Consider the following 18566-nt stretch of genomic DNA (forward strand, 5'->3'; position numbering starts at 1 on the left):
GGACCACCGGGCCGGACCAGGCCCGCCTGGACAGGCTCGGGCTGCCCCGGCTGATGATGTCGCCCGAGTCGGACCCACAGCCAAGGCGTGGTATTCCGCCAACCGCCTGACCGGGACCACGGAATACGTCGTGGAGATGGTGGACGGTTTGACCGTAGTGAGGGTGGCGCTTGCCCTCCCGGCGGACGCGGCCGACCCCGAGCAACTCAAAGTCAAGCTGGCCGAACTGGCCAGGCTCAGCTAGCCGCAACCCCGCTGCGGGTGCTCATTGTCCGCGGCAGGCCGTGACTTCGTACAGCCGGGCGCCGCCCTCTGCCAGGACCAGCCGGACAGCCAGCGAGTTGTTGAGGTTCTCCAGTCCGGGGAATGGATGTTCGCCGAAGTGGACTTCATTGGGACCAAAGTCCAGGACGTAACGGACACCCGTCGCTTTCAGCGCGGCGCAGACCGCCGGATCGTTGTCCGCGTTGCGGAGGTCCCGGTTAAGTGTTTCGACGGCGGCCGTGTTGGCCGTCAGGATGTGTTTGGCCGTGGTCTCGCGATGGGCGATGGCGTAAGCCAGTGCGCCGCCCGTCCACGGGTTCACCGCGATGGCGGCGTCCGCGGGAACGATCTCGTCCAGCCGGTCGATGATCTTCTGTTCGTCCGTTGAGATGAGCAGCGAATGGTCCGTCTCGAGGTAGTTCTTCCGGGCCGAGCCGATTGCGGTCCTCAGTGAGGGGATCTGGGACGCGGCGACCGCCAGGGCGAGCACACCGCAGATGACCAAATAGGCAGCGTTGGTGCCGCGGCTGGCGCTGGGTCTGTCCTTGAGGGGGTGCGCCGATGTGGCCGATCGCGACCCTGCCAGCCGGTCAAGGGCGCGGCGGAGCCAGACGGCAACGGTATCGACGCCGACGGCGGCAAACGGCAAGGCCGTCAGCGGCAGGAGCGCCGCGATCCTGTTGCTGTCGTTGTACCAGATCCCGGTAAGTGCGCTGCGCACATCGCCCTTCGAGGTGCCGGAGACAATGACGTACAGCACGCCGACGATGACAAAACCGGCGATCATCCACGTCCTGCCGCCGCGCCGCCAACACAGGAAGAGTCCGATCAGCATCAACACGCTGACGCCGATCGCAGCAGGACGGTCAATGGCGCCGTTCGCCAGAACATCCCACGCAGCACCGCGGGGCGTCTGTACGGGTCCCCAGAATGCAGCATCTTCCGGCGGCCGGATGTTGGTCCACAGCACATACATGGCCACGGCCCCAACGCCGAGTCCCAGGCTGGCAAGGATCCAGGCCGTGCGGTGCCGGGCCCGGTGTTCGCGGTTGCCGGCAAGGCGTGCGTAGGCCTGCAGGATGATCGGAACCGAGAGCGCCAGGAGGGACATGAAGCCGTTCGGGTGGGCCAGGGCAAGTCCCGGAAGGATCAGCAGCGGCAGCGTGAACCGGGGCGCGGGCGGCCACTCCATGTGGCGCGCTACCCGGCACAAGAGGGCAATGCTGGCCAGGGCGGCCGGCAGCATGCTGATGGCCAGGAAATTCGGATACAGCACGCCGAAATCCAGCAGCAGGATCGGGAACGGCGCGAACAGTGCGGCCAGGATCGCTGCGGCGCCTACGGCCACGGGACGGTTGCCTGCCACTGTCCGTGTCAGCATCATGCAGCCCAGCGGCCACACGACTGCCGCCACGGCCATGTTCAGGACGTTTACGGCCACCGCAATCGGCAGGCCGGTCAACTGGACGAGGGCTGCGGCGAGGCCATGCCAGGCCGCCGGATAGAAATAGGGAGAGGCATCGCCGCTGGTCATCTTGGACATCCACAGCGAGGAGGCGTTGCCCGTATCCAGAACGTACCGCACACCGTTCAGATGGAACACGTTGTCGAAGGTCTGGGAAAAACTCTCCGGAGAACCGAACGCCAGAGCAAGTTCAACGAGGATCAGCGCCGCGCCCGCGAAGAACGCCGCAGCGACCCAGGCCCCGCTCCTGGTTCGGCGCGCGGGGGGCAGGGATACCCGGGCGCGGTGCCAGGGGATAAAGGCGTCGCGCAGGCTGCCGCCAGCGCGCCGGATCCCGGGGAGCCGGATCCCGACGATCAGGGCAGAGAGCAGAATGCCGCCGGCCAGGACGGCAGCGGCTGTCCACGGGATGTACGCGAACGGCAGGAGTACGGCCAGGACCGCCGCAATGGAGACCGTGACCGGCCCGGCCAGGGCAGCCGCGGACAGTCCCCTCAGGCCAAGGCTGACCGTTACCAGACCGCCGGGCACCAGGAGGAAAAGCATCGCCTCCAGCACGAAGGGCAGCGTCTGGAGCCAGTTCAACTCTTTAGCCCGGAAGTGATGCAGGCACAGGCAAGTAGCGGCCCGCCACAGGCGGGCACATCAGGACAGGAGGGCACGTCAGATGGTCTGGTCCAGCAGTCCCAGCAGATAGGCTCCGTAGCCGCTCTTGACCAGGGGTTCCGCACGCTGGCGAAGTTCGTCGTCGGTCAGGAAGCCCAGCCGCCAGGAAATTTCTTCCGGAGCGCCGATTTTCAGGCCCTGACGGTTCTCGACCGTGCGGATGAAGTTTGAGGCGTCGCTGAGGTCATCGAACGTTCCGGTGTCCAGCCAGGCCGTACCGCGCGGAAGAATCTCCACCTGCAGCTTGCCGCGCTCCAGGTAGGTCCGGTTGACATCGGTGATCTCCAGTTCACCGCGCGCCGAGGGCTTCAGGTTCTTGGCTATGTCGATGACGTCATTGTCATAGAAGTACAGGCCCGGCACGGCGTAGTGGCTGCGCGGCTTCGCGGGCTTCTCTTCCAGCGAGAGAGCCTTGCCGTCGTCGTCGAATTCCACGACGCCGTAGGCCTTGGGATCCCGGACCCAGTACCCGAACACGGCACCGCCGTCGATGTCGGCGTGCCTGCGCAGCTGCGTGCCCATGCCCTGGCCGTAGAAGATGTTGTCACCGAGGACCAGCGCCACGGTCTCGTTCCCGATGTGCTCGGCACCCAGCACGAACGCCTGGGCCAGGCCGTCCGGCGAGGGCTGCTGGACGTAGGTGAGGTTGACGCCGAACTTGGACCCGTCGCCCAGGAGCCGCTGGAACTGCTCCGCGTCATGGGGCGTGGTGATGATGAGGATGTCCCGGATGCCGGCAAGGATCAGCGTGGACAAGGGGTAGTAGATCATCGGCTTGTCATACACGGGGACCAGCTGCTTGCTGATGCCGAGGGTGATCGGGTGAAGCCGGGAGCCGGTACCGCCGGCCAGGATTATTCCACGCATGGGCCCAATCCTTCCGTAACTGAGTCGCCACAGCAAACCAGGCGCCGCTTCGGTCGCTCCGGGGAACGACCCCCTGGGACCGGCGACTGATGGCCGCAAGGTAGAATCGACGGTCTGGACAACATCACGAAGGAAGCCCGGGATTGAGCACAGCCGTACTGAAACCAAAAGCATTTCCGGCCCCCGCGATGGGGAGCCGGCTTGATCCGCGGGGAAACAGCCTCAACCTCATCCGATTGTTCCTCGCCTTCCTCGTGCTCCTGGCGCACAGCTGGCACATTGTCGGTGCGGGTAATGGCTGGGGCTTCCGCGGAGAAAACTTGGGTGGCTGGGCCGTGGCCGGGTTCTTTGGCATCAGCGGGTACCTGATTACCGCGAGCAGGTTCAGCAACCGGATCGGTCCGTACCTCGTGCACCGTGTGGCCCGTATTTTTCCCGCTTTTATTGTGTGTTTGGTGGTCATGGCGTTCGGCTTTGCGCCGACAGCCTACGGCATCCAGCACGGATCGCTTTCCGGCTTCCTTCACACGCCCACCACACCCCTTAATTCCGTGTTTGCGAATATGGGGCTCCACATCGTGAGCTATGACATCGCTGGGACCCCGGCCGGTGTGCCGTATGCCAAGGCCTGGAACGGTTCCCTCTGGACGCTGTATTTCGAGTTCGTGTGCTACCTCCTCGTGGCATTGGTTGGTTTCCTGCCGTTTTTCAAGAAGACGCCTTGGCCCATGATTGCCGCATTCCTGGCAAGCGTGGCCGTGTGGGCCAACATCGACGCCCTCAAGCCCTACTTCCAGTCCAACCTGGACTTTGAGCTCGCCGCACGTCTGGTGCCTTTCTTCCTCGGCGGCGCGGTCGTGCAGGTTCTCAGCTCCAGGATCGGCATTCACAGGGTGGCGGGACCTGTTTCCCTCGCACTGGCGGCGCTGTCGATTTTCTTCGTTGACGGGTTTGGCGGGCAGCTTGCCGCGCCGTTCATTGCGTACGGGTTGCTGTGGATTTCGACGTGGCTTCCGCAGCCGGCCGTCGTCGCACGGCACGATATCTCCTATGGCGCATACATCTACGCGTTCCCTGTCCAGCAGCTGCTGGCGGTCTTCGGGGCATACCACTGGGGGGTGTTCTGGTTCACCGTCGCCGCTGCGCTCTGCACCATACCGCTGGCGGCCGCAAGCTGGTTCTTAGTCGAGCGGCCCGTCATGCGCCGCGCCAAGAAGAGCGTCTAGCGGCCGGGCACTGAGACAGAACGGGCAAAACGAATGAGGCCGGACCCTGGGGGTCCGGCCTCATTCGTTTTGGGGGTTGGCTGCATCCGGCCTACGCCAGGCGGATCAGCCTGTCAGCGCCGCCGTGGACCAACAGATATTCATGGACCGGATCGAACAGCTCAGGGTCAACAATCACGGACAGGGCAGGATGCTCCTTCAGGATGCGGCTGACGATTTCCGGGGAACGGGAATAGTCCTTTGAGATGTCCAGTACGTCAAAACTAAGCTTCGTGGTCGCTGATGACGACATGCCTCGCATTCCCCAATGCCAGCGGGCGGCCAACACCGGGTCAACAGTGCCGGGGCCGGAAATGTAAAGCGTCGACGCCGGCTGCGGCTGCCGGGCGCTCTGCAGCAACCGGTAAACGTAAGCAGGTGTGGCCTTGAGATGGGCCGCCTGACTGGACAATTCCGTCAGCGGGCGCGCAGTGGGCGGAAGCCCTGCCTTCTCCAGCCCGGGGACCGCGAAGCCAAAGACCTGCGTTCCGGTTACTGCCAGGGCGCAAAGAGCTACAGCCAAGCCGGGCCTGCGGACCGGTTCTTCGCCAGGCACTCTAAGCGGTATCAGGGCGGCAGCGGCCACAACGGCGAGTGGCCATGCCAGCAGTAGGACAGCAATGAGGTACTTGTAGAAATAGTAGGAAATAGCACCGTTGTTGATGCTTTGCGAGACAGCGAGCCCTACGCACAGGGCTATCGGGATCAACAGTCCCAGCGACGCGCGGGAGACATCGATGCGTTCCATCCGTAACCGTCGGGAGGCCGTCCGCGCCAATGCGGTGCTGTTGCCGTAGCCCAGAACGAGTGCCAGAGCCAGGGTGAGCAGGGCCAATCCGAAATCGGGGACGGCGATGCCACCCGGGGCATCAAGGATCTTCTGGCTCTCGCCAATCAGCGGTATGACCTGAAGGATGGGCAGCGCAGCACCAAGAAGTGTGAAGGCAGTGGCAGCGACAGCCAGGACCCACCAATTCCGGCTGTAGTCGTGGCGGTGGCGCACCACTGACCACAGCTTCGTAGTCAGGAGCGCTGCAATCAGTGAGACAAGCAACAGCCAGTTGTTGCAGATGCCAACGACACCCGCGCCTACCGCGGCGACGCCCACCACCGGGACGCGGCGCTGGAATGTCAGCAGCGCCAGGACGGTGGCAGTTGCCATGCCGCAGGCCAGATAGAAGTTGCCGAAGCCCTCGTAGACTGGGATTGAGCCGGGACCGTAGACCCACGCAGCCGTTGCGATGGCGATGCCGGGAGCCATTACGGAAGCCCGGCGACGGATAGCGGGGAGGGCGCACATGCCCGCGACAACGATCAGGACAGTGGCCACGCTGCACAATGCCTGCTGGTTGATGTAAGAAACCAGCTCACTGTCGATGCTGATCATTGACGGGCGGAGAATGTCGGACACGGTGGCCAGCAGAGTGTGGAAGCCTTGCGGGTACTCGCCGAAGCCCCAAGACTCTCCCGCGGTGCCCTTCGGAATGGTCGGGATGACCTCACCGTGGCTTCGGATCATGTAGTAGATGCTGAAGTGGGACTGGTAGTCCCACCGGCTCATCATGATGGACAGAGCATCCGCAGCTGTCCTAATGGTCAGCATCGTGAAGAGCGACAACGCCGACAAGGTGGCGGCCAGGAACGGCACGGAGTCAATCCAGGCGACCTTGGGGAGCAGCCGCCGCAGCCGTTGCCGAACCGAGCGGGCCGAGAGCACCCACCAGGCGAGAGTTCCCGCGAGGACCGCGAGTAACAGCGTGCCGTGATCCGTGCCCAGGAGCCGCTCCGGCAACCACCACGACACCGGGACCATGCCGGCAAGGATCAGCCCGTTGAAGAGGATGCGTTGCGAAAGTATCCTGGCAGTCGGGAGCATCAACACCAGTACTCCGGCCAGGCCGAGCGCCGGCACGCCCTGCAGCAGCCCGGAGGACCTCAGGAAGACCACGAGACTAACTGCAACGACGAACGCAGCCATTGCCCGAGCCTGGCGGACTGCCGGACCAGGCCAACCGTGGCTCCGCGGGGACGCCGCAGAGGCCTTGGGGCGAAGTTGTTCTTTGTCTCTTACCGCGATATTCACTGACTCATTCCCCAATTTTCAGACTGTGACGATCCTGCGGTGGTGCGGACGACGCGGTGCGGATAGTGCAATTGACATGGTGCGGCCCGGACAACGCGGTGCAGAAATCACTGTGTGGTGCGGGTAGATCGGTGCAGATGCGCCGGTGGTTGCTGCTCCGGGAGTGTGCCCGCACACTGTGCGCAGGGCGCATGCCCGGCGCTACAGTGGCGGCGCCGGGAACACGGTGTCCTGCTACTTGCGGCAGCGGGGACCGGATACGCCGCGCACGCCGTCTACAATACCAGTCAGCGCGTTGGCGAGCCGTGCAAGCCGGCCGGGCGCCAGCAGCGTGACGATGGCCAGGTGGCGGTAGTCGGCTAGCAGGCCCTTGAGCGTCCACAGCGGAAAGCGCCGGCCGTACTGGCGGGCGAGCAGGATCCGGTTCCTGAAGAGGTAGTAGTAGCGCCAGTCGGCGGCCGTCCTGACCTTCAGCGGCCGGCCTGCGACGGACACGTCCCGGCCAAAGACGTTGGCTGCGGCCGGGCTGCCCAGGGCGTGATTGAGCGCGGCGTTCGGGGCCAGCACGGTGCGCAGCCCCTCGGCCTCGCACCTGAGGAAGAACTCGCTGTCCACGCCGTCGATGAACAGCGTGCCCTGGAAGAGGCCGAGCCGCTCAAGCACCGGCACGGGCACCAGGAGGCCTGACTGCATAGGTTCCCCGCCGAGCTGGATGCCGTTGAGGACCGGGCCGCGGCGCACCGGCAGGCCCCGGACCGACGCCGGGGCAACCATGCCGACGGGGACGCCGGCCTCCCCGGCAGCCGCCGCGGCGGCCAGGAGCGCGTCGACGTAGCCGGCGTCCAGCAGCGAATCCTGGTCCATGGTCAGGACGTAGTCGGGCTTCGTGTCCGACGCCAGGGCCGCGGTGATTCCGGCGTTGAGCGCGGCCGCGATTCCGGAGTTCTCCGGGAGCCGTACTGCCTTGCAGCCCATGGACTCCAATTCGGCCAGGATCCGTGCGGGGTCCTCGGGGCTGCCGTCATCGACCACCACCACGGAATCAACCTGGCCGAGCAGGGCAGCGGCGTTCGCCAGCACGCCGTCGTCGGGGTTAAAAAGCGAAACGACGGCGGTAGTCTGAGGCACTGGGGCGTCCGTCCGGGTCAAGCAGGCTGGACGTCGGGCTGGGCGTCGATCCAGTTGGCGAGGCGGTCGATGCCCTGGGCGAGGTTGTACTGCGGGGTCCACCCGAGCACGTCCTTCGCCGCCGAGATGTCCGCCCACGCGTGCCGGACATCGCCCTGCCGGTACTGTCCGGTGACATGCGGTTCGGGGGCGTTGTAGTGCGCCGCGATGAGCTGCGCCGCGGTGCCGATGGTCTGGAATTCACCGGATCCGATGTCCATGGGCTCGCCCTGGACCGTGGGGGAGACGGCGCCGGCGACAATCGCCGAGGCGACGTCGTCGATCAGGATAAAGTCGCGGCGCACTTCGCCGTCCTCGTAGAGCGGAATGGACTTCCCGCCCATCGCCATGCGGCAGAACAGGCTCATGATGCCGGTGTAGGGGTTGATCAGCGACTGGCCGGGACCGTACACGTTCTGCAGCCGCAGGATGACGGTCTCGACGCCGTAGGACTTGGCCCAGGCCTGCAGGACGTGTTCCTGGGCCAGCTTCGTGGCGCCGTAGACGCTCACGGGGGCCGGGAACGTTGCGGAGGCCTTCATCGGCAGCGGGGTGGCGCCGGGGAAGTCCCACTGGGCCTGGTCCAGCGTGGCGCTGGTGCGCTGGCCCGGGTAGAAGGGCTTGCCGTCGCTGTCGCTCCAGGCGCCCTCGCCGTAGACTGCGCGGCTGGAGGAAAGGACGATCCTGCGCGGAAGCTTGCCGTGGCGGTTGAGCCCGTCCAGGAGCTGGGATGTGCCCACCACGTTGACGTGGGTGTGCCGGGTGGACTCTTCGAGCGACTGGCCCGTTCCGGTCTCCGCGGCCAGGTGGATGACGACATCGGGGGAGTGCTGCGCCAGGACCGTGTCCCAGGTCTGGGCCTCGGCGACGTCGGCGACGACGAGTTCCGCCCGAGCGTCCAGTTCCGCCGGACGCTCACCCGTGGCGTGGATCTGCGGGTGGAGGCTGTCCACCACGACGATCCGGTCGAAGGCGTCGGCGAGGGACGCTGAAATGGCGCAGCCGATGAAACCGGCGCCGCCGGTGACAAGGACAGTTCCGCCGGGGCGTGCGGAGGTTTCAAAAGAAGTCACAGCGGACCTTTCGTTGCGGGCGTTTACTTGCCGAAGGAATGGCGCACGAGTGCGCTGACGGCTGTGGAGTTGCGGTCCAGGACCGCCTGCGGAAGCAGGGAGAGCGCATGCGCCCGGGACGTAAGCCTCAGCATGGCGGCGCGCTTTGCCCGGCGCCAGCCGAGCGCGTCGGCCTGTGCCGCGGAGACGGCGAAGTATTCGCGTTCGCCGGCGAACCGAGAGCCGTCAACGAGCTTGGTTGAGGAGGCGCTGTTGGAGTGTCGGCGGTACTGGAAGCACACCGTCGGCTCGATCAGCAGCTGGTCGCCCTTGTAGATCATGTCCATGATGAGGGCGAGATCCTGGATGATCGGGAACCCGTCCCGGAAGTCCACTTCGCGGATCTTGTCCGTCCGGAAGGCCAGGGAGGGCCAGTACAGCCAGTCCCCGTGCATGAGGTTGCTGGCGATGGCCTCGCCGGCGATGAGCTGCTTGCCGCGGCCGCGGGGCCGGACGATCTTCTGCTTGACGGAGTCCGCCAGCGTGGCCACCACCTGGCTTTGTTCGTCGATGACCTGCACCCCCGGCTGGATGATCGCCGCGTCGGGGAAACGCCGGTGGGCGGCGAGGATCACGTCAACGTAGTTCGGCAGCAGGACGTCGTCGCAGCCCAGGATGACCATGACCTCCTGGCTGGCCATCCCCACGCAGGTGCGGTAGTTCTCCGTGATGCCCGCGTTGATGTCCTTGCGGATGTAGCGGACACGGGCGTCCTGGATCCCGGCCATGTACTCGGGAATTTCCGTTCCGGGGTAGGCGTCGTCGACCACCGTCAGGAGCCAATCGCCGTTCTCCTGGGCAAGGACGCTGCGGACCGTTTCCTTCATGTAGGCGGGGTCGCCCCAGTAAGGAATGAAAATATCGAGGGGCATTAGGCTTCCGAGCTTTCGGCGGGACGGTCGGTGGTGTGCATGCTTCCAGGGGCTGCAGCCCCTGGAAGGGGAGTGGCGAGGGTATCGGGCCGGAGATCAGGCAGGGGATTCGCGGCCGGAGCGGGGCGGGCCTTGTCCAACGCAGGCAGGCGGCGGTGCTGCTCCAGGGACTCGAGCTGGGTGCGCAGGATGGCCACCTCCTCTGCCAGTGTCCTCGTTTCGTCCTCCACGACGGAGATCTCCCACGACAGGTGCAGGCAGACGCCCAGCAGCATGAGGATGCTCATAGCGAAGAGCAGGTTGGACGGGATCTGGACACCGACATATTCGGCGACGATATTCAACAGCCGGGGGAAGGCAGCGAGTACCAGAGTGGCGACGCCGACAATCAGCCAGAGGACGGCGTACTTCTCCCGGAGCTTCTTGCGCCGGAGCATCTCGACGACCAGGGCAACGATGGCAAGCGCCAGCAGGAAGGCGGCGATGTTTCCCATTCCCTAGGCTCCTGCGGGTTCAGCGGCCACGGCGGCCAGTCGTGTGGGTTTCCGGGTGAGGGCGAAGAGCAGGGCGAACACGGACCTTCCGAGGTAGATGGCGGCCTTGACGGGGTTGTGGCTTGGCGTGCCGCCCTGGCGTGCCCGCATCTCCACGGGCACTTGCGTGACCGTGCAGCCTGAGCGGAYGGCCACGACGAGGGAGTCGATCGTGTCGCCCAGATATTCGGCGGGGTAGTGGTCGAGGTACTGGGCGACGGCGCGCTCGTTGGCGGCCCGAAAGCCACTGGTGACGTCCGTCAGGCGCGTCTTGGCCAGACCCGAAATGACTTTGGCCAGCAGCTGCATGGCCCACTTCCGGGGGCCGGTGACCTTGTATTCGCCGCGGTCGGCGAAGCGGGCGCCGATCGAGATATCCGCGTGCTGAAGGCCGGCGAGAACTTCGTCAATGTTCCGGGGATCGTGCTGGCCGTCCGAGTCCACCTGGATTACCTGGACGTAGCCGAGACGCTGGGCGTACTTGAAGCCGGCCCGCATGGCGCCCCCGACGCCGAGGTTGAAGGGCAGGTTCAGGACGGTCGCGCCAGCCGCTGCTGCCTCGTCCGGCGTCGAGTCCGTGGAGCCGTCGTTGACGACCAGCACGTCGTAGCGGGCATTAGTGCGGAGGACTTCACGCACGGTGCTGCCGACTACGGCGCCTTCGTTCCAGGCAGGCATAATCACCAAGACGCGCGGGGAGGGTAGGGCTTCCATATCGTCCAAACTATATCAATTCAGTGCAGGGTCCTCGCCGGCGTGGGCCGCCGGGCCGGCGTCGGGCGCCCCCGGGCGTCAGCGCAGGCGCCGCTCAAGCTCCGCCGGTATGCGCCCCGTGGAGCCCCGGACCGCGTCCGCGAACCCCGCGGCGGCGGCGCGCAGGAGCTTGCCGCGGCCGGGACTAAAGGTAAAGCGAAGGACATGCGCCTTCATCTCCTCAACGAGGCGCCGCAGCACCCAGCCCGGATATTTGCGCAGGTAGCGAAGGGTCAGCAGCGTTCCGTTCCGGCAGATGTAGTAGACCCGGCTCGGGGAATGGTAATTGTAGGAAATTTCCCGGCCCAGCACCCTCAACGGCCGGCCAAAGAACCGGCCGGGTTCGCGCTGTCCCAGGTCGTGGGCGATGTCACAGCCTTCGCCCACCAGCACCGCGAGCCCTGCCGCGCGCGTCCGCATGGTGAATTCGGAGTCAACGCCGTCGATGAACAGGGCCTCCTCGAAGGGACCGATCCTGTCAACGGTGGCACGTGGGATGAGGAAGCCGGACTGCATCGGATCGAAGGCGTGAACGAACGGGCCCTCGACGTGCAGCACGGGGATTGGGTGCCCGCTGTACGAGGCGGCCGTTACGAATCCGACGCCGACACCGGCGGCGGTGGCTTGGGCGTAGGTGGCCAGGCCCCGCCGGACGTACTCGCCGGTAGGACGTGAGTCTTGGTCCAGTGTCAGGAAAAAGTCCGGGTTCCAGCGTGCCCGCGCCGCCGTCACGCCAGCGTTCAGCGCGGCCGCGATCCCGGAATTCTGCTGCTGCCGGACAACCAGGGCGCCGGCCTCCGCGAGGGCCGCCAGGACGGCTTCGGAGCCGGCAGGCGATCCGTCGTCCACGACGACGACGTGCCCCACCTGCTGTTGGAGGGCCCGCACGGTGTCGGCCAGCGATGGATCGGGGCGGTAGGCGGCGACGACCGCGGCGACGGCGGGGGAGGGATCATTCGGCGTCAACGGTTTCCTTGCTTTCTGTGGCGAGCAGTTTCGACCCCGGGATCAGCAAGGTCACGAACAGGATGGCTTCGCTGAGGGCCATGCCCAGCGCGATGCCCGGGGCGTTCCCCATGGACCCGGCGTAGATCATGGCCGCGACCCCGAATACGGCCGAAATCAGCGTCCAGCGAAGCACCAGGCCCTGTTGGCCGGCCGGGATGAGCAGGTTGCGGATGAAAGGGGTGCTGGCGCTCAGGAAGAGGAAGGCGAGCCCGTAGTAGAAGCACAACTGGGTGGTGGCCTGGGCCTGTCCGGCGAAAAGCAGACTGCTGACAAACGGTCCGGCGACCGTCAGGACCGCCGCGCCGATCACCCCGAGTCCGATATGGGACCAGATGGCTGCCAGGTGGCGCCTCTTGCGGCCGGACGCTCCGTGTTCCAAGGTCCAGCCCTGGAAGGCGTTGCCGAGGGCCACCACGGTGAACAGGCCGAAGCGGTAGAGCGTGTCCGCCGTCGCCAGGCTGCCCGACGCCGCCGGCGCGGTGGTGGCGGTCGCAATGGGGGCGGGCGTGGAGGCGTAGGCATTTCCGGCGAGGCTGATGCCCGCCGTCCGGCCCTGGGCCCCCAATTCGCGGACGGCCCCGCGGAGATCGCGGGGCCACCAGTTTCCTCCGGGGGAGTAGGTCCGGTGAAACACGATGAGGGAGGCCAGGGTCGTGACTGCGAGCAGGCCCGTGTAGTACCACAGCTGATGGCTGATCAGCAGAACAGGGACGGCCAAGGCGGTGGCGATGAAGCGGGGGACGGTGTCGTAGACGGCCAGCAGCCGGGGCTGGCCCAGGCCGATGCAGAACCACGACGGCGACATCCCGGCGATGGCCACCGCGCAGGTCATCGCCACGGCTTCCCAGCGGAACGCGGGAACGGCCACCATCGCGGCGACGGTTGCGGCGGCGGGCAGGGTCAGGACCAGGAGTATCAGCCGGGTCCGGATGCTGCGCAGGTAGACGGCAGCACGGTCGGCGCTGCTGGCTGCCCGGGCGACGGCGACGGGCCCGTCCACGTTCCAGCCCCACATCAGCACGGTGGCGCCGAAGGTGCCGATCGCCTGCCCGGAGATGACGCTGGAGATTCCTTCGCCGCCGACAAATCCCGAGATGACCGGGATGAGGAGGAGCGGAGTGATCAAGGACAGCAGGGGCAGAACGGTGAACCCTGAAAGTCGCAGCAGTACGGTTCTCATTCGAGCCGGAATCCTTGTTTCTTAGACATCGTCCCTCGATCCTACGGGATGCCAAGGCGTTGCCCGCGGTCCCCTAGGATGGTGCAGATGAACGATCAGAACCGGTTGCCCGACGTTCCGCTCCGGGCCAGCATCTGCATGGCAACGTACAACGGCGCGGAGTTCGTGGCGGAGCAGCTCGCCTCGATCCTGGCCCAGTTGGGCCCGGATGACGAGATCGTGATCGTGGACGATGCCTCAAAAGATGACACGGTGGCGCGGATCCGGGAGCACGAGGATCCCCGGATCCGCCTGATCGAGGCCGCCGCCAACCAGGGATACGTCCGCTCCTTCGAGCAGGCCGTGCGGGCCAGCCGCGGCGCCGCGATCTTCCTGGCGGACCAGGATGACGTCTGGATCGAGGGGCGGCTGGGCGCCATGCTGGACGCCCTGGCGACGGACGCCGTCGTGGCCAGCAACTTCGATGTGCTCGGCGGGGGTGACCGCCCCCGGATTCCCCGGCTCCGTGCGGCCGACAGCGGCCGCCACCGGGCCAATCTCTGGGGCATCCTGGTGGGCTACCGCGCGTACTACGGCTGCGGGATGGCCTTCCGCCGTGAAGTTATCGGCAGCTTCGTCCCGGTGCCCGCGTACCTGCGCGAGTCCCACGACCTCTGGCTGGCAATCCTGGGCAACACAGCCGGCTCGATCCGTCACCTGGACGCCTCGACCCTGCTGCGGAGGCTGCACGAGAGCAACGCCACCCCGCGCGGCTGGCGATCGCTCCGTGTGATCCTGGCCGCCCGGGTGGTCCTCCTGCGCCTCATGATCGAGGCCCGCCGGAGGCTCCGCACGGCGTCCTGAGCGGCACCCCCAGTGGAAGTTAACGGTCGATACAGCGGGAAGATACGGCGAAGGCCCGGGACCTGACGGTCCCGGGCCTTCGTTCGTCCGGTGCTCCTAGAAGTAGGAGATGTCCACAGTCCGCTTGGCGAGGCTGTTGGTCAGCTGCCAGCTGTTGCCGCGCACAATGCCCACGGTGGTCAGCCTGTCCCCGTTCCAGTCGCCGGTGATGGGACGGTCGGTGCCGACTCCGAAGGCGATGAAGTTAGACACAACCGGGGACTTGATGCGGTTGCTGAGCCACCACTCGCCCTTGCGCCACACGCCGATGCTGGTCTTGCCGTCCCCGTCCCAGTCGCCGACGATGGGCGTATCGGAGGGAATCCCGAAGCCGCTGTACTCGTTGACCACCGGATTGTTGACGTTGTAGCTGACCTGGAAGCTGGAGTTGCGCCAGATGCCGATCCCGTCGCGGCCGGCGCCGTTCCAGTCGCCAACGATGGGAGTGTCGGATCCGACGCCGAAGCCGACGACCTTCCTGATGGCCCTGGTGTTGATGTCGTCCACGAGCCACCACATGCCGTTGCGGAAGATGCCGATCCCGGCCCGGCCGTCACCGTTCCAGTCGCCGACGACGGGCTTGTCGCCCGGGCTGCCGTATCCGAAACAGCGCCGCGGGGCCAAGGGCATCTGCAGGCACCAGTATCCGTCCTTGAACCAGCCGGTGTAGGACTTGCCGTCGCCTGCCCATTTGCCGCTGAGCAGAGTGGCGCCCGGAATGAGGCCGATTGGGTAGGTGTCAGGCGTGGAGGCGAGTCTCCGCAGCTGGTCCAGCGAGCCGTTGAAGACGTTCTGGTCGCCCGGGAACGTGGCCCTGACCGTCTGGGAAGCGTTCGCGAAGGCGTTGGCGTACTGCCAGACCGTGTAGGTGGGCCAACCGCCGGGAACGGACGGTCCATTGGTGTAGTAGGAGGCCAGCCACAGCGGGTTGATCTGGCTGAATTCGGTGGTGTTGCCCAGACAGTCGCGCCAGAAGTAGTAGCTGGTGTAGATCATGGCCTGTTTGTTGGTCATCCGGTAAACGGTCTGGGTGAAGTCCCTTACCCACGTGGCCAGCTGCCCCGGGGAGGCACCGTAGCAGCGGTTGAGGCCGGCGTAGGGGTTGTCCTCGATGTCGAGGACCGGGGGCATCGTGACGCCGTCCGGGGACCAGCCGCCGCCGTTGTTTACGAAGAACCGGGCCTGGGCGGCGCCGTCGGAAACATCGGGGCGGCCAAAGTGGTAGGCGCCGCGGAGCAGGCCGACGGAACGTGCACCGGTGTACTGCGCCCCGAATTCGCTGCTCCGGTAGGTGGTGCCTTCCGTGGCCTTGACGTAGGCGAAGCGGGCGCCGTTGGCCCGCACGGAGGACCAGTTGACGCCGCCTTGCCAGGAGCTGACATCCAGGCCCAGAGGCTGCCCGCGGGTGGCGAAGGGCTGCTCTGAAACCCAGGGCTCGGTGGCCTGGGCGACGGTGACCTGCTGCGTCTTGGCCATTGCGGCCGAGGTCGAGGCCGGATTGAGGCCGGCCCGGCCCATTCGCGCCTGTCCCTGTTCCGGCGCGGGCTCGGGCGCGATGGCGGCCTGCACCCGTGCTGACGGGGACGCGGACGACGCCGGCGCCGCCGCGGTCGCTGGTGGCGTGGCCGGCGCGGTTGCCTTTTTCGGGGCGGCACTGGTTGCCGCCGGCGCAGTCGGTTTGGGGGTCGTCGCAGCCGCCGACGCGGTGGGCGCAGGCGCCTTGGTGGTGACGGCGGGAGAGGGGCTGGGCGCCGGTGCCGCAGCGGCAGGATTGGCCCAGGTCAGCGCAAGCGCGAGGGGAAGGCAGAGTGCCGCGGTGGTCCGTAGTTTGTGGATTTTGATAGTCATCACCGTTACTCCGGAGGATCTGGACAGAGGCCAAGATCACCCCCGCATGTGCGTAAAGAGTAACCAATTGCCATCAGTGTTACCACTGTGGCCAATGTTGCGGCAGGTGTGTCCGCCGTCGGGAGGGGAGAATTTCGGCAGCCGGTAAGCTGGCCTAATGCAGAAACTCCTCGTCACCGGCGGCGCCGGATTCATCGGCTCCAATTTCGTCCACTACGTACTGGAGAACACCGACCACCACGTCACGGTCCTCGACAAGCTCACCTACGCGGGCAATGTGGAGTCGCTGGCGGGCCTGCCTGCAGACCGCTTCACGCTGGTGCAGGGCGACATCTGCGACGCCGCTGTGGTTGAGCGCCTGGTTGCCGGGACGGATGTGGTGGTGCACTACGCCGCGGAATCCCACAACGACAACTCGCTGCACGATCCGCGGCCGTTCCTGGACACCAACATCATCGGGACCTACACCCTGATCGAGGCCGCGCGGAAGCACAACAAGCGCTTCCACCACATCTCCACCGACGAGGTCTACGGCGACCTCGAGCTCGACGACCCGGAGCGGTTCACCGAGAGCACGCCCTACAACCCCTCCAGCCCGTATTCCTCCACCAAGGCGGGCTCGGACCTGCTGGTCCGCGCCTGGGTGCGGTCCTTCGGCCTGCAGGCGACCATCAGCAACTGCTCGAACAACTACGGCCCGTACCAGCACGTGGAGAAGTTCATCCCGCGCCAGATCACCAACGTGATCGACGGCATCCGTCCCAAGCTGTACGGCAAGGGCGAGAACGTCCGCGACTGGATCCACGCCAATGACCACTCGTCCGCTGTCCTGGCGATCATCGCCAAGGGCCGGATCGGGGAAACCTACCTGATCGGCGCCGACGGCGAGAAGAACAACAAGGACGTCGTCGAACTGATCCTCAAGCACATGGGCCAGGCACCGGACGCATACGAGCACGTGGTGGACCGGCCCGGGCACGACATGCGGTACGCCATCGACTCCGCCAAGCTGCGCGAGGAACTCGGCTGGGAGCCGCAGTTCTCCAACTTCGAGGCCGGCATCGAAGACACCATCGCCTGGTACCGGAACAACGAGGACTGGTGGCGTCCGCAGAAGGCCACGACGGAAGCGAAGTACAAGGAACAGGGCCAGTAGATTATGTCGATCGAGTTCTCGAAGAAGCTCACAGCGCACGAAACGCCGATTCCCGGGGTCGTCCTCTACGACCTTCCGGTCCACGGTGACAACCGGGGCTGGTTCAAGGAGAACTGGCAGCGGGAAAAGATGGTGGCGCTGGGCCTGCCCGACTTCCGTCCGGTGCAGAACAACATCTCGTTCAACGAGTCGGCCGGCACCACCCGCGGCATCCATGCCGAGCCGTGGGACAAGTTCATCTCCGTGGCCACCGGCAGGATTTTCGGCGCCTGGGTGGACCTGCGCGAAGGCCCGACATTCGGCGCCGTGTTCACCGCGGAGATGGATCCCAGCCAGGCCATCTTCATCCCCCGCGGGGTGGGGAACGCCTTCCAGACGCTGGAGGACAACACCGCCTACACCTACCTCGTCAACGACCACTGGTCCGCCGGCGCCCAGGGCCAGTACACGTTCCTGAACCTCGCCGACGAGACCGCGGCCATCAGCTGGCCGGTGCCGCTGGGCCAGGCCGAGCTCTCGGACAAGGACAAGGCGCACCCGCGCCTTGCGGACGTCACGCCGATGCCGCCGAAGAAGGTCCTCGTGGTCGGCGCCAACGGCCAGCTCGGCAAAGCGCTGCGCCAGCAGTACGACGGCGACCCGTCCGTTGAGTTTGCCGGCCGGGACGAGTTTGACCTCGGCAGCGAGGACGCCTTCGCCGGACGGAACTGGAAGAACTACTCCACGATCATCAACGCCGCGGCCTACACCGCCGTGGATGCCGCCGAGTCGGCCGAGGGCCGCGCGGCCGCCTGGGCGGCCAACGTCACGGCCGTGGCGCGGCTGGCCCGCACCGCCGTCGAACACGACCTCACCCTGGTGCAGGTGTCCTCCGACTATGTCTTCGACGGCACCCGCGCCACGCACGACGAATCGGAGCCGGTGGCGCCGCTGGGCGTCTACGGCCAGACCAAAGCCGCGGGCGACGCCGTCGTCAGTGTGGTGCCCCGGCACTATATTGTGCGCACCAGCTGGGTGATCGGCGAGGGCAACAACTTTGTCCGCACCATGGCCTCGCTGGCCGAGCGCGGCATCGAACCGTCGGTGGTTGACGACCAGATCGGGCGGCTGAGCTTCACCGAAGACATCGCCGCCGGCATCCGGCACCTGCTGGAATCGGGTGCCGAATACGGCGTCTACAACCTCAGCAACGACGGCGAGCAGCAGTCCTGGGCGGACATCGCCGCGGACGTCTACGAACTCTCCGGCAAGCCGCGGGATGCCGTGACCGGTGTCAGCACTGAGGAGTACTTCAAGGGCAAGGCCGTCTCGCCGCGGCCGCTGAACAGCGCCCTCAAGCTGGACAAGATCAAGGCCACCGGGTTCGTCCCGCCGCTGTCCGCCGAACGGCTCAGGGAGTACATGGGGGCAACGGTTTCCCAGCACTGAGGATTGGCAAAAAAGAC

At 66.2% G+C, this 18566-nt stretch carries 15 protein-coding genes; 4 read left to right on the forward strand and 11 right to left on the reverse strand.

Annotated features, from left to right (window positions below):
* Positions 1–265: 265 nt before the first annotated feature.
* Together AC1DZQ_RS08875 and rfbA are read right to left on the reverse strand one after the other, a co-directional pair.
* A complete protein-coding gene (locus AC1DZQ_RS08875; protein WP_476963167.1) occupies positions 266–2314 on the reverse strand; it encodes a DUF6541 family protein in 2049 nt (682 codons plus the stop codon).
* Between the two features lie 78 nt (positions 2315–2392).
* The gene (rfbA, locus tag AC1DZQ_RS08880) at positions 2393–3262 is read right to left on the reverse strand and encodes a glucose-1-phosphate thymidylyltransferase RfbA (RefSeq protein WP_390203977.1); all 870 of its coding nucleotides are present in this window, start codon (positions 3260–3262) and stop codon (positions 2393–2395) included.
* A 188-nt stretch (positions 3263–3450) separates the two neighbouring features.
* On the opposite strand from rfbA, the gene AC1DZQ_RS08885 reads away from it, so the two are divergent.
* Positions 3451–4488: an acyltransferase family protein gene (locus tag AC1DZQ_RS08885; RefSeq protein ID WP_476963228.1), complete on the forward strand. Its 1038-nt coding sequence runs from the start codon at positions 3451–3453 to the stop codon at positions 4486–4488.
* Between the two features lie 91 nt (positions 4489–4579).
* On the opposite strand, the gene AC1DZQ_RS08890 is transcribed toward AC1DZQ_RS08885, so the two are convergent.
* The 8 genes from AC1DZQ_RS08890 to AC1DZQ_RS08925 all read right to left on the reverse strand — a co-directional run bounded on the left by AC1DZQ_RS08890 (position 4580) and on the right by AC1DZQ_RS08925 (position 13235).
* The gene (locus AC1DZQ_RS08890; protein ID WP_476963168.1) at positions 4580–6505 is read right to left on the reverse strand and encodes a hypothetical protein; all 1926 of its coding nucleotides are present in this window, start codon (positions 6503–6505) and stop codon (positions 4580–4582) included.
* A 339-nt stretch (positions 6506–6844) separates the two neighbouring features.
* Positions 6845–7738, reverse strand: a complete 894-nt coding sequence (locus AC1DZQ_RS08895) for a glycosyltransferase (RefSeq protein WP_476963169.1) — start codon at positions 7736–7738, stop codon at positions 6845–6847.
* Between the two features lie 17 nt (positions 7739–7755).
* Positions 7756–8850 (reverse strand): NAD-dependent epimerase/dehydratase family protein, encoded by a 1095-nt coding sequence (locus AC1DZQ_RS08900; RefSeq protein ID WP_476946889.1) that lies wholly within the window; start codon positions 8848–8850, stop codon positions 7756–7758.
* 23 nt (positions 8851–8873) lie between these two features.
* Positions 8874–9761 carry a glycosyltransferase family 2 protein gene (locus AC1DZQ_RS08905; RefSeq protein ID WP_476963170.1) on the reverse strand — a complete coding sequence of 296 codons (888 nt, stop codon included), beginning with the start codon at positions 9759–9761 and terminating at the stop codon, positions 8874–8876.
* Positions 9761–10255: a DUF2304 family protein gene (locus AC1DZQ_RS08910; RefSeq protein WP_476963171.1), complete on the reverse strand. Its 495-nt coding sequence runs from the start codon at positions 10253–10255 to the stop codon at positions 9761–9763. Before AC1DZQ_RS08910 ends, AC1DZQ_RS08905 begins: the two co-directional genes overlap by 1 nt.
* Positions 10256–10258: 3 nt before the next feature.
* The gene (locus tag AC1DZQ_RS08915) at positions 10259–11008 is read right to left on the reverse strand and encodes a glycosyltransferase family 2 protein (RefSeq protein WP_476963172.1); all 750 of its coding nucleotides are present in this window, start codon (positions 11006–11008) and stop codon (positions 10259–10261) included.
* A 78-nt stretch (positions 11009–11086) separates the two neighbouring features.
* Positions 11087–12013, reverse strand: a complete 927-nt coding sequence (locus tag AC1DZQ_RS08920) for a glycosyltransferase (protein WP_476963173.1) — start codon at positions 12011–12013, stop codon at positions 11087–11089.
* Positions 12000–13235, reverse strand: a complete 1236-nt coding sequence (locus AC1DZQ_RS08925) for a polysaccharide biosynthesis protein (RefSeq protein WP_476963174.1) — start codon at positions 13233–13235, stop codon at positions 12000–12002. The genes AC1DZQ_RS08920 and AC1DZQ_RS08925 overlap by 14 nt, the downstream gene beginning before the upstream one ends.
* Before the next feature lie 87 nt (positions 13236–13322).
* Between AC1DZQ_RS08925 and AC1DZQ_RS08930 the strand changes: the two genes are divergently transcribed.
* Positions 13323–14078 carry a glycosyltransferase gene (locus AC1DZQ_RS08930; RefSeq protein WP_476963175.1) on the forward strand — a complete coding sequence of 252 codons (756 nt, stop codon included), beginning with the start codon at positions 13323–13325 and terminating at the stop codon, positions 14076–14078.
* A 96-nt stretch (positions 14079–14174) separates the two neighbouring features.
* Here the strand turns inward: AC1DZQ_RS08930 and AC1DZQ_RS08935 are convergent, their stop codons facing one another.
* Positions 14175–15965 carry a GH25 family lysozyme gene (locus AC1DZQ_RS08935; protein ID WP_476963176.1) on the reverse strand — a complete coding sequence of 597 codons (1791 nt, stop codon included), beginning with the start codon at positions 15963–15965 and terminating at the stop codon, positions 14175–14177.
* A gap of 157 nt (positions 15966–16122) precedes the next feature.
* Between AC1DZQ_RS08935 and rfbB the strand changes: the two genes are divergently transcribed.
* Positions 16123–17121 (forward strand): dTDP-glucose 4,6-dehydratase, encoded by a 999-nt coding sequence (gene rfbB, locus AC1DZQ_RS08940; RefSeq protein WP_476963177.1) that lies wholly within the window; start codon positions 16123–16125, stop codon positions 17119–17121.
* Between the two features lie 3 nt (positions 17122–17124).
* Positions 17125–18549, forward strand: coding sequence for a sugar nucleotide-binding protein (locus tag AC1DZQ_RS08945; protein ID WP_476963178.1), 1425 nt, complete (start codon positions 17125–17127; stop codon positions 18547–18549).
* Positions 18550–18566 lie beyond the last annotated feature (17 nt).

Source organism: Arthrobacter sp. P1_C12_2 (assembly GCF_056406415.1).